Origin of the sequence: Pseudoalteromonas sp. Z1A6, from assembly GCF_011378745.1 — a bacterium.
Taxonomy (GTDB): Bacteria; Pseudomonadota; Gammaproteobacteria; order Enterobacterales; family Alteromonadaceae; genus Pseudoalteromonas; species Pseudoalteromonas arctica.
Genome location: NZ_WTKW01000143.1, coordinates 1 through 10,234, shown reverse-complemented (window position 1 = coordinate 10,234; position 10,234 = coordinate 1). Strand labels below are relative to the sequence as shown.

General features: G+C 39.3%; 7 protein-coding genes and 1 pseudogene. 3 read left to right on the top strand and 5 right to left on the bottom strand.

Going from position 1 to position 10,234, the window contains the following annotated elements; translation table 11 throughout:
- Positions 1-134 precede the first annotated feature (134 nt).
- Entirely contained in the window at positions 135-1,922 is a 1,788-nt protein-coding gene (locus GQR46_RS10590) for a hypothetical protein (RefSeq protein ID WP_165740925.1), read from the bottom strand.
- A 342-nt stretch (positions 1,923-2,264) separates the two neighbouring features.
- Between GQR46_RS10590 and GQR46_RS10585 the strand changes: the two are divergent.
- Both GQR46_RS10585 and GQR46_RS10580 read left to right on the top strand, forming a co-directional pair.
- Positions 2,265-3,568, top strand: a pseudogene (locus GQR46_RS10585) (IS4 family transposase).
- A 110-nt stretch (positions 3,569-3,678) separates the two neighbouring features.
- Positions 3,679-5,853, top strand: a complete 2,175-nt coding sequence (locus tag GQR46_RS10580; RefSeq protein WP_165740924.1) for a S9 family peptidase — start codon at positions 3,679-3,681, stop codon at positions 5,851-5,853.
- A gap of 37 nt (positions 5,854-5,890) precedes the next feature.
- Here GQR46_RS10580 and GQR46_RS10575 read toward each other — a convergent pair whose 3' ends face one another.
- The 4 genes from GQR46_RS10575 to GQR46_RS10560 all read right to left on the bottom strand — a co-directional run bounded on the left by GQR46_RS10575 (position 5,891) and on the right by GQR46_RS10560 (position 9,623).
- On the bottom strand, positions 5,891-7,378 hold the full coding sequence (locus GQR46_RS10575) for a HAMP domain-containing sensor histidine kinase (RefSeq protein WP_165740923.1): 1,488 nt from the start codon (positions 7,376-7,378) through the stop codon (positions 5,891-5,893).
- A 10-nt stretch (positions 7,379-7,388) separates the two neighbouring features.
- The gene (locus GQR46_RS10570) at positions 7,389-8,114 is read right to left on the bottom strand and encodes a response regulator transcription factor (RefSeq protein ID WP_007580488.1); all 726 of its coding nucleotides are present in this window, start codon (positions 8,112-8,114) and stop codon (positions 7,389-7,391) included.
- A gap of 62 nt (positions 8,115-8,176) precedes the next feature.
- Positions 8,177-8,911, bottom strand: a complete 735-nt coding sequence (locus tag GQR46_RS10565) for a spondin domain-containing protein (protein WP_024607274.1) — start codon at positions 8,909-8,911, stop codon at positions 8,177-8,179.
- A gap of 10 nt (positions 8,912-8,921) precedes the next feature.
- Positions 8,922-9,623, bottom strand: a complete 702-nt coding sequence (locus GQR46_RS10560) for a spondin domain-containing protein (protein ID WP_165726249.1) — start codon at positions 9,621-9,623, stop codon at positions 8,922-8,924.
- A 184-nt stretch (positions 9,624-9,807) separates the two neighbouring features.
- Here GQR46_RS10560 and GQR46_RS10555 point away from each other — a divergent pair, with 184 nt between their 5' ends.
- Complete coding sequence (locus tag GQR46_RS10555; RefSeq protein WP_165740922.1) at positions 9,808-10,173, top strand: DUF4870 domain-containing protein; 366 nt, start codon at positions 9,808-9,810, stop codon at positions 10,171-10,173.
- Positions 10,174-10,234: the final 61 nt, after the last annotated feature.

Sequence of the window (10,234 nt, the reverse complement as noted above, 5' to 3'; positions counted from 1 at the left end):
AAAACCGTTGGATTAATGTGTCAACTTAGAGCAAATATGTAACTGATTGTTTTTTTGAAAAGGAGTTATTAAATTATATAAGGCTATAGATTACTTTTAGAGATTGCTAAAGCAACCTCTAAAAGTCGTTCAGCTTAGAATTCGGCTAAACCATCATCGCACTCTGGAGGTTCAGATGAACATATATAACCTGCAGGTGCTTTACCGAATGTTGGACATGCAATAACTCCTATAATGCCAGGTGGAAGAGCTATTGGTAATGGAGTAGGACATACGGGTGGATTAAATCCACCACCACCGCTTGAGGTGATATGAATCTCCTTTTGCGTATATGCTCCACCTTTATGTTTTACTTTAATGGTGTGATAACCGCTGTTCAGTATTTTTGTAGAACTAATCGTATCATTAAGGTTTGATATACTTTTAGTGCCTTTATTACCCCAGTAAATAGTGAAATCTTGATGTTCTGAATCGAGTTCGTTTACGATACAATTTCGCAATGATGTCTTTAGTGTAACCGTATTGCCATTGATGGTCGTTTCGATTATCGGAGATAATGCGGTGCTGGGGCTCAGTAAATCCTTATAGCCTAAGTTACCACGATAGAATTGTTTATAATTTCGATTTGATTTATATTGTAGAACTTTTGTTTTCCAAGTTATACCAGCGCGTATATCTGCACTTAGTAAGCCAGCAGTAACTCTTTCATTTACAAAATCACCATCACCATCACCACATTTATTTCCAACGTAACCGAATAATTTTAATGGTATAGAAGGTTGTAAACCTACTTCAGCATAAACTGAGCCCCAATAAAGACGGCCGCGAATTGCCGCATTTATGTAGGGTTCAATTTCGGCTTTTGCAGTAACTTGGTAAGCCAAATTGTTGCTATTTAAAGTTTGGTCCGCGTTATTAAATGACTCACTTTGTTTTACACACTTACTTTTGTCACAAACATAACTAAATGTTCCTTCGCTTAAGAATGGCTTCACCATCCCGATTTCACCTTCTGCAGAAAGCTTTAAATCACCCGTACCGGCACGTACATAAGTTTTTACATCGACTTGTACAGGTATAAATCCAACCATGAAAATGTTGTCATATACTTTAGCTTGAAAAAGTTCAAATTCTTTTCCTTTAAATGTTCGCTCCGCTTTACCATATAGACCCAGAGAGCCTTCGAAGCGGTAATTTAATTTTGAATCTAAAAAATCAACGCGAACTTTATACTTAATCCCCCATTTCTTCTTGTATCGGTAATCAACCCTTGCAGTCGTATCGGCTTTTACTGAGCCGATAACATCCATCCCCACTGAACCATAAGCCCCTTTGTATAATTCAAAGCTTTTATCAATATCTTTATTTATGCTTTTTTGATATTGCTTTGTGCGGCATTTATATTTTCTAGGACATGAACTTCCATATTCACTGTTTAGAGAATCGCTATCCAAATCTTCATCAACGTCTAGGCCCCACTTTGCAATATAAGCATCAGCTTGAGATTGAGAGGATATAGCATCAGCTTCTGCATCTATGATTGTTAGCATACCGGATGACAAGTCGTCAGAAGAGCTGATTGAGTTTAATGGAGTGCTAGTATGTTTACTGAAGGTTAATGGAGAGTTAAAGTCTTCAACTGTCTCTTGATATGCTTCAAAAGATAGACCAGCATTGTTATAAGCATTTTGTGCGCCAGAAGCAGAGTCAATAAAATATAGCTCTTTTTTTATAGCTCTTCCATCGACACTTACATACTCAACTTTACGAATTTCGTAACCTTGCTTATCTAGTGAACCTTGTATTATAGAGCTCCTAACATCTGAGGGCGTTCTTGGCGCAAGATGATCATTACTGGCAGCAGCCTGAAATGAAAGCAATAAAGTTGCTACTTTTAGGATTGTAACGCTAAATTTCTTCACTTTCTTTTTTCCTTTTTAAAAATGAGTGAAGCACAATACCCAATATGGGCACTAAAGTAAATGAATTGTATACTTTGTATTTTTATTGTATTTTTATTGTATTTTTATTGCATTTTTGATGCGTGTTAATTTATATGTACGTAATACTATGATGGCAGTTATTTTACAGAGTTAATATTCTCAACCTTTTCATTCATTCATGCATCGTCGCAAGCAAAAGTAAACTTAAAAAATACTTTGTAAGTACTAAATAAAGGGAGCTTCGGCTCTAATGCCGAGCATTTAAGAAATAGTTAATAGCACTTGAACGATCTTTTAGGTATATAAGAATTCGGATTTTTTATGCAACTTTCTAATGCTCTCGATATTATCAACAACATCAAACCTAATGAAGTTGAAACATTCGCAGATTTACTTCCTTTATCCCTTATCGAAGAAGCCTATACGCTGACCGAAATCGTTACACTAAGAAAGTGGAAATGAAAATTAAATCAATGGCTTAATTTCTTAGTGGTATGGTCATTTATAATCACAAGTTCATGACTGATGTCGCTAACATGCTCGATATTATTGGCCGAGGTGGGAAGCCATTTGTTGCGCCAACTGCCTTAACTCAGCGTCGTAAGAACCTGGGTGAAGCTGCCATGAAAGCGTTGTTTGAATACACCCAAAGACATTGAATGAAGACGCCAATCATCCTCACTGGCATGAACTTACTTTGCTTGGTGTTGATTGTGTTGTTTGGCGCACAGATGACTCCCCCAAAACAACGAGGCCTTTACAAAACCGACCAATACACAATATCCACAAGTCAGAATGGTGTGTCAAATGGAGCTGAGCAGCCATTTAATAACGGGGAGCGCTTTTGATGATTACAAGGTCAATGAAATGGTGCTGGCTGAAAAGCTTATAGAAACCACACCCGATAACAGTCTCACTTTATTCGACAAAGGCTTCTATTCTTTAGGGTTTTTACATAAATGGCAAACGACTGGCAGTGAACGCCATTGGCTAATACCACTGAAAAAAATGTACAATACGAAGTTATTCAGACATTAGGGCGTAATGATAAATTAGTCCAGCTTAGCAGTAACCCGAGGGTAAGAAAAATGTGGCCAACGCTGTCTGACATATTAGTCGCAATGTTAGTGACTCGAAAAATAAAGGGTAAATCATACAGTGTGATGACATCGATGACAGATCCGATGCAATATCCGTCAGCCGATATAGGCGATTTATATAGTCACCGCTAGGAGATAGAGCTTGGTTATCGCGAACAAAAGCAATATATGCTGGGTAATCGATTAACATTAAGAAGTCGCTTACCTGCGCTTGTAAAGCAAGAGCTGTGGGGAGTGTTGCTTACTTATAATATGGTGCGATATCAGATGGTAAAAATGTGCCACACATTAAAAGGTGATTATTTACCATACCAACTCAGTTTCAATGGTAGTTTAGCTCAAATAATGAGGTTACTCGTTGGATTACCGTATTCAACACTTGGCGTAATACTACGTCAATTAAGATACTTTTATGCCATGGCAGAAAGCCTAATTCTAGAGCCTCGAAGAGAGCGAAGTCTTCCTCGTTCAGTCAAGGCAAGACCGCAGCGGTACGCTAGAAAAAAAAGCCGTGAACGGCATTAGAGCTTCGGCTCCCTTTTTACATAGCTTCACAAACTAAATCACAATAAAGGCCATTTATAGGTATATTTAACTACTTAATAAAAAATAAAAAACAACAAGGACTTTGACTGATGAAACGTACTCCATTTGCACTCGCAGCACTATCACTCGCTATTTTAAGTGGCTGTAATCAAGCCCCTGAAGAAACCAAAAAAAGTAATACACAAGTTAAAACGGTTCAAGTAGCCCAAGCTGTAGCCCCTGTTGCTAAAAAAGTGCCACATGAAATGACTATTCATGGTGACACACGCATAGATGATTACTATTGGCTGCGTGATGACGAGCGTAAAGCACCTGAGGTAATTAACTACTTAGAAGCTGAAAACACATACACTGATGCAATGCTCGCACATACTAAAACGCTGCAAAGTGAGTTGTTTAAAGAGCTAAAAGGGCGTATTCAAAAAGACGATGATTCGGTCCCAGTTAAAAACGGTGATTATTTTTACTCAACACAAACACGTGGCGATAACGAGTACACGACTTACTTACGCAGCAGCGATTTTGCAGGTACCGATCAGCAAGTTATTTTAGATGTAAATGAGCTTGCTAAAGGTCATGATTATTATGCAGTAAGTGGTTTAGATGTAAGCCCGAATGGCAATTTAATGGCTTATGGCGAAGATACTGTTAGTCGTCGTATTTATAGCGTAAAAATAAAAGATTTAACTACCGGTAAATTACTCGAAGACACACTTGAAGGCACCAACGGTGGCATTGTGTGGGCAAACGATAATAAAACGATTTACTACATTAAAAAAGATTTACAAACCTTGTTAGGTTACCAAGTGTATCGTCATACGTTAGGTACATCGCAAGCTGATGATGAGCTAATTTACGAAGAAACTGATACCAGCTATTACATGGGTATGAGTAAGAGTAAAGACGAGTCAGAGATTTATATTTGGCACAGTAGCACGGCTGCATCAGGCGTATCTGTATTAAGTGCTGATGATGCTAAAGCAATGCCTAAGCGTTTAATTGAGCGCGAAGCAGGGCTTGAATATGATATTTCGAAGCTAGGGAATACTTACTACATTGTAACTAACTTAAATGCTGTAAATTTTCAGCTGATGAAAGTTGATATTGATAAAGCAGGCGACAAGGCTAATTGGCAAAGTGTGATCCCAGCGCGCGATGATATTAAACTCGAAGGCATTGATTTATTTAATGACTACTTAGTTTACCAAGAACGTGAAATGGGCCAATCAAAGTTGATTGCGCGTAATTTAAAAACAGGCAAAGAGTTACCACTGAGCTTTAACGATAGCGCTTATACAATTGGTACTTATGGCAATAACGATATAGATAGCAGCACGTTACGTGTTTACTACACAAGCATGACTACACCAAGCTCGTCGTACGATGTAGATTTAGCGACTGGCGATAAAACGCTTCTTAAGCAACAGGTTGTGTTAGGTGATTTTGATGCTGACAATTACGCTTCAGAGCGTATTTTTGTAACAGCACGCGATGGCATAAAAGTACCGGTAAGCTTAGTTTACCGTAAAGATGCGTTTAAAAAAGATGGCACTAACCCGCTACTGCAATATGGTTATGGGTCGTACGGTGCAACCATGGATCCAACGTTCTCAAGCTCACGCTTGAGCTTATTAGACCGTGGTTTTGTATTTGCAATTGCCCATGTACGTGGCTCGCAAATGCTAGGTCGTCCTTGGTACGAAGACGGCAAGCTACTCACTAAAAAGAATACATTTAATGACTTTGTTGACGTAACCAAAGCATTGGTTTCTCAAAAGTATGGCGCAAAAGATGAAATATTTGCACTGGGTGGCAGTGCTGGTGGCTTATTAATGGGCGCAGTAGCAAACCAAGCACCTGAGCTTTATAAAGGGATGGTTGCTGCGGTACCGTTTGTGGATGTAGTAACAACGATGCTTGATGCGAGTATTCCGCTTACAACAAATGAATACGGCGAATGGGGTAATCCGAACGAAAAAGCGTATTACGATTACATGCTGTCTTACTCGCCATACGACCAAGTATCTAAGCAAGCGTACCCTAATATGCTGGTAACGACTGGTTTGCACGATTCACAAGTTCAATACTTTGAGCCTGCAAAATGGGTTGCTAAGCTTCGTGACTATAAAACTGATGACAATAAGTTATTGTTTAAAATAGATATGGAAGCAGGGCACGGCGGCGCATCGGGTCGCTTTAAACGCTTAGAAGATACCGCGCTAAACTATGCATTTATGCTTGATTTAGCGGGTATTAAGAAGTAATTAATATTTAAATAGATTTAACTCAATAAGGTGCTTTTTAAGAAAGCACCTTTTTTTGTGGCAAGTTAAAGCTAAACATAGTGCCTTTACCAATTTCACTTTGTACGTAAATTTCGCTATCCATCAGTTTTAATAACCCTCTGCAAATAGCCAATCCTAAACCACCTTGCTGGCGCCCTTCTTTATTAGAATTACTTGCTTGGTAGTGCGGATCAAAAATAGCATTCAGCTCATCTTCTTTTATGCCTACGCCCGTGTCTGATACATGCACAAATAGTTGATTATCGTCACTGCGTTTTACATGTACTGCAATGCTGCCGCCACGAGGGGTATGCCTAATTGCGTTATCAATTAAGTTGCTTAACACGCGCTCTAATTTAGCTATATCGGCAACCACAGGAAAATCACAAATCGCAGGCTCTACCGACAAACTAATGCCTTTTTTATCAACGGCTAAACTAAATTTTGCCATGCAATCGTAAATGAGTTCACCTAAATTAAAGGTTTCTTTATTTATACTTATTTCGCCATTTTCTAAGTGAGCAAGCTCAAATATTTGCTCTATGAGTAGCTTTAATTGCCCGCAATTATTAAGCGATACCTGCAAGTATTCTTGCTGCTCTTTTTTACTTAGCTGCTCGCCTGACTGATTTAATACTTCTAAAAACCCCTGCAAGGAGGCAAGTGGTGTACGTAGGTCGTGCGAGAGATGAGTCAGTAACTCTTTGCGTTGTTTATCGCCTTGTTCAAGCGCTTTAAACTGCTCGTTAATGCGCGTTAGCATGGCTTGAATACTTCGCCCTAAACTATGCACTTCGTTACTTTTTTGCGTTGAGTAGTTACTTAGCTTGGTGTCGGTAAGGCTGTAGTTTGCGGCTTCAATATTACTAACATCGCGTGCTAAGCGCTGAATTGGGTTGGTAAAAAAGCGTAGCAAAATTAGCATCGCAATAAATAAAAATGCGAGTGCAGAGCCAAGCCATAAAGCGGCTAGCCATAACTTATCATTATTTTTTACAGTGCTTAGTGAGGTGTCGTAAGCCTCACCACCAATAATTACATATAAATAACCTTGTAACTTATCGTGATTAAATACTGGCGCGGCTGAAAATATTTTTTGTTGCTCTTTATTACGAGGATTGTCACCATAAATAGGTGCAGCGCTTGGGTCGTTAATCAGCCTTTTTAAAGGCGTTAAACTAATATGCGTGCGTTTAACTTTACCCGGCTTTGCTGAGTAAGTAAGAATTTTTCCGGTTTCGTCTACAAAATAAAATTCAAACGCAGGACCTAATAACATTAAGGTATGGAAGAGGTTTTCAAGCGCTTTATAGTCGTAAACACCTTCTTTTATTAATGGGTTATCTTGTACTAAATGTTCCGCTAACGCTAAGTGCAGATTTTGTTCGGCGTGGTGTTTTGAAGTCAGTTCTAATTGCTTGCTCCAGCCGTAAACTAGGGCGCAAATAAAACAAAAAATCACGACTAGCGATATAGCTAATTTTTGATACAAAGATAATTTCATAATAGGTGTCTTAATTGAGTTGGCTAGGGTTTAGTTTGTAACCAACACCCCAAACTGTTTCGATGATAGGCGCTTGTTGGTGTTCTTCTAGCTTGGCACGTAAGCGGTTTATATGTGAATTAACCGTGTGCTCGTAACCACTGTGTTGGTAACCCCATACTTTATCGAGTAACTGCTGGCGGCTAAAAACATGATTAGGATGGCGTGCAAAGTAAACGAGTAAATCAAATTCGGTGGCGGTAAGGTTAAGGGCTTGCTTGCCTAAATACACTTGGTGCGAACTAAATTCTATATTGAGTGAGCCTACATTTAGTGTTTGTTCGCTATCAACGGGGGAGTTGTCGTTATTTTGGCTAGCGAGTAGTTGTGCTCTGTGGCGTAATTGGGTTTTTACTCTGGCTTGTAATTCGCGTGCAAAAAAGGGTTTACAAATATAATCATCGGCGCCCATTTCAAGGCCAATAACTCTGTCCATATCGCTACTAAGCGCGGTGAGTAAAATTACGGAGGTAGTTGGGTAATGCTCTTTTATTTTTCGGCATAAGCTTAAACCATCCATTTGGGGTAAGTTTATATCGAGTAAAATAAGTCCGTAGGGATGCTTAGCTATTTTTTTTAAGGCAAGTTCTGCGCTCACAACATGATCAACATGTAAGTTAAGCGACGTTAGCTGCGTGGTAATTAACTTACCTATTTCTCTGTCATCTTCTACTACTAATATTTTTTCGTGACGCATGTATTACCTCGTAAAAAGGGGGGCATCCGTGCTCCCTTACTTCCCCATTACAAGCTGGAACGTTACTGCGTGCGCGTAATTACTATTTTCGATACTGGGTTATCAAACTTATGTTCAACACCAAGTGCTGATGTAGATAATCCATCTTGATTTGAAACAATGCCTGGATGCATCGTTATTATATCGGCTGTATCGTCACGTATTTCGTTAAACCCTTCACCGCTAGCGGCAGGACCTGGCACAGTTTCAGCTGTTTCTGTATTTGCTTCCGTACCCGCATCATAAGCTGTCGTAGTGCGTGATAACGAGCCGCCAACTTCTAATGTTGATACATCTAAAGAACTAAGACCGGTAAAAGCATCATTTGTATTCCCAAGCATGGCAGCAAATGACAAATTAAGCGTTTCTTGCTCTTCAACAGTAATGATTACTGTGGTGGTTTCACCAGGGCCAATAGCGCCTTCAGCTGAAACTGCAGCAAGTGCACTTTCGTAGCTGAGGTATTCTTCATTTGCACCGCTTTCTGCAAGCATTTCTAAACCAACAGAAGCTGTTGTACCGAATGTCCAAGGTGCTTCATCTTCAAAAGCAATGACAGAGAGTGGTGACAAAGGCTGTCCTGCAGTTAAGTTACTAAAAGTAATAGTAAACTCACTGATCACAGGTTCTACAACAATTGGCTCAACAACGACCGGCTCTTCAACAACTGGGTCGTTATCATTATCGCTACACGCTGCAAGTGTGGTTGCAAGTGCAAGCACTAGTAGACTTTTTTTAAGGTTGTTAGCAGATGACATAATCATGCTCCTACTTAACTGTAACGGTTAATTGCGCTACTGGGTTTAACCATCTGTGTACTGTATTACTTAAATCGCTATTACCCGCTTCTAAATCGTCATCGCCTAAGCTGCCTGGGTGAATATGGATGCTTGTATTTGTATCACCACTTAATATACCTGTACCGCCAGTGCCAGCGTCGCCACCTGGAGCCGCAGGAATCCCCGGAGTACCTGGAGCGCCAGAGCCTTCAACTACAAGCTCATTGTTTTGTTCTGTGCCTGCATCGTAAGCATTTAAATTAATTGTGTAAGTACCCGCTTCTGTTGGGATTTTCCAGCTGTTTAAGCCTACAAAGCCATCATTAGTTGGTAGCATCATTGCAGTTAAAGATAGGTACTCGTTACCGTCAGTAGTTGTTAGTGTTGCCGTTGTAGATGCGGCTGGTGCAAGTAAACCTTCAGCTGGATTTGCAGCCATATCACTGCCCGCTGCAGCTGCTTGTGCAACTAGCTCTGCAATATTGCCGCCTTCAGCCATTGTTTGTAATGCTGTAGATGCTTGCGTTGCTACTTCAAATAGTGTGTCTTCGCTGTTGTGTGCTGTAATTAACAGTGGAGTAAAGTGAATACCCTTGGTTAGGTTAGTAACTTTTAGGTCTAATTCTGCGGCCATAGTCGATTGGCTAGCTGCCGCTAAAAGAATTGCAATTGTTAATGTAGAAGTTTTCATTATTATTCCTGTAAGTGATGATTCGAGTTAAGTATTGAATAATCGTCTCCAGAAACTCTCACAAACTTATCACTTTTTTATCACAAGATTTCACGCTGTGATTTTTAAATACAAATACGTTGGTTGATTTGTAGACATTTGTTTAGTTAAGAGGCAACATACATAAAACAAAAAGGAGAGTGTTATGGAAGAAAATCAACAGGTTGAACCAGTTAACAAAGATGACCGTATGTGGGCTATGTTATGCCATTTGAGTGCGCTTGCCGGATTTATTGTGCCGTTTGGCTCAATAATTGGGCCATTAATTGTGTGGTTAATTAAAAAAGATGAGATGCCAGTTGTTGACGAGCACGGTAAAAAGGCGCTTAACTTTCAAATAACGATGGCAATTGCATATGTAGTTTGTTTTTTACTGATGTTTGTAGCAGTAGGCTTAATATTACTACCTATAGTGGCAATTTTTGGGTTTGTAATGGTTGTAATGGCGAGTATTAAAGCTAACGAAGGTAAAGAGTTTAATTACCCGTTTAGTTTAAATTTGATAAAATAAAACCTCAGTTATTTTTATACCAATTGCATTAAATTAGTGATCTATTATAGCGATAAGAAAA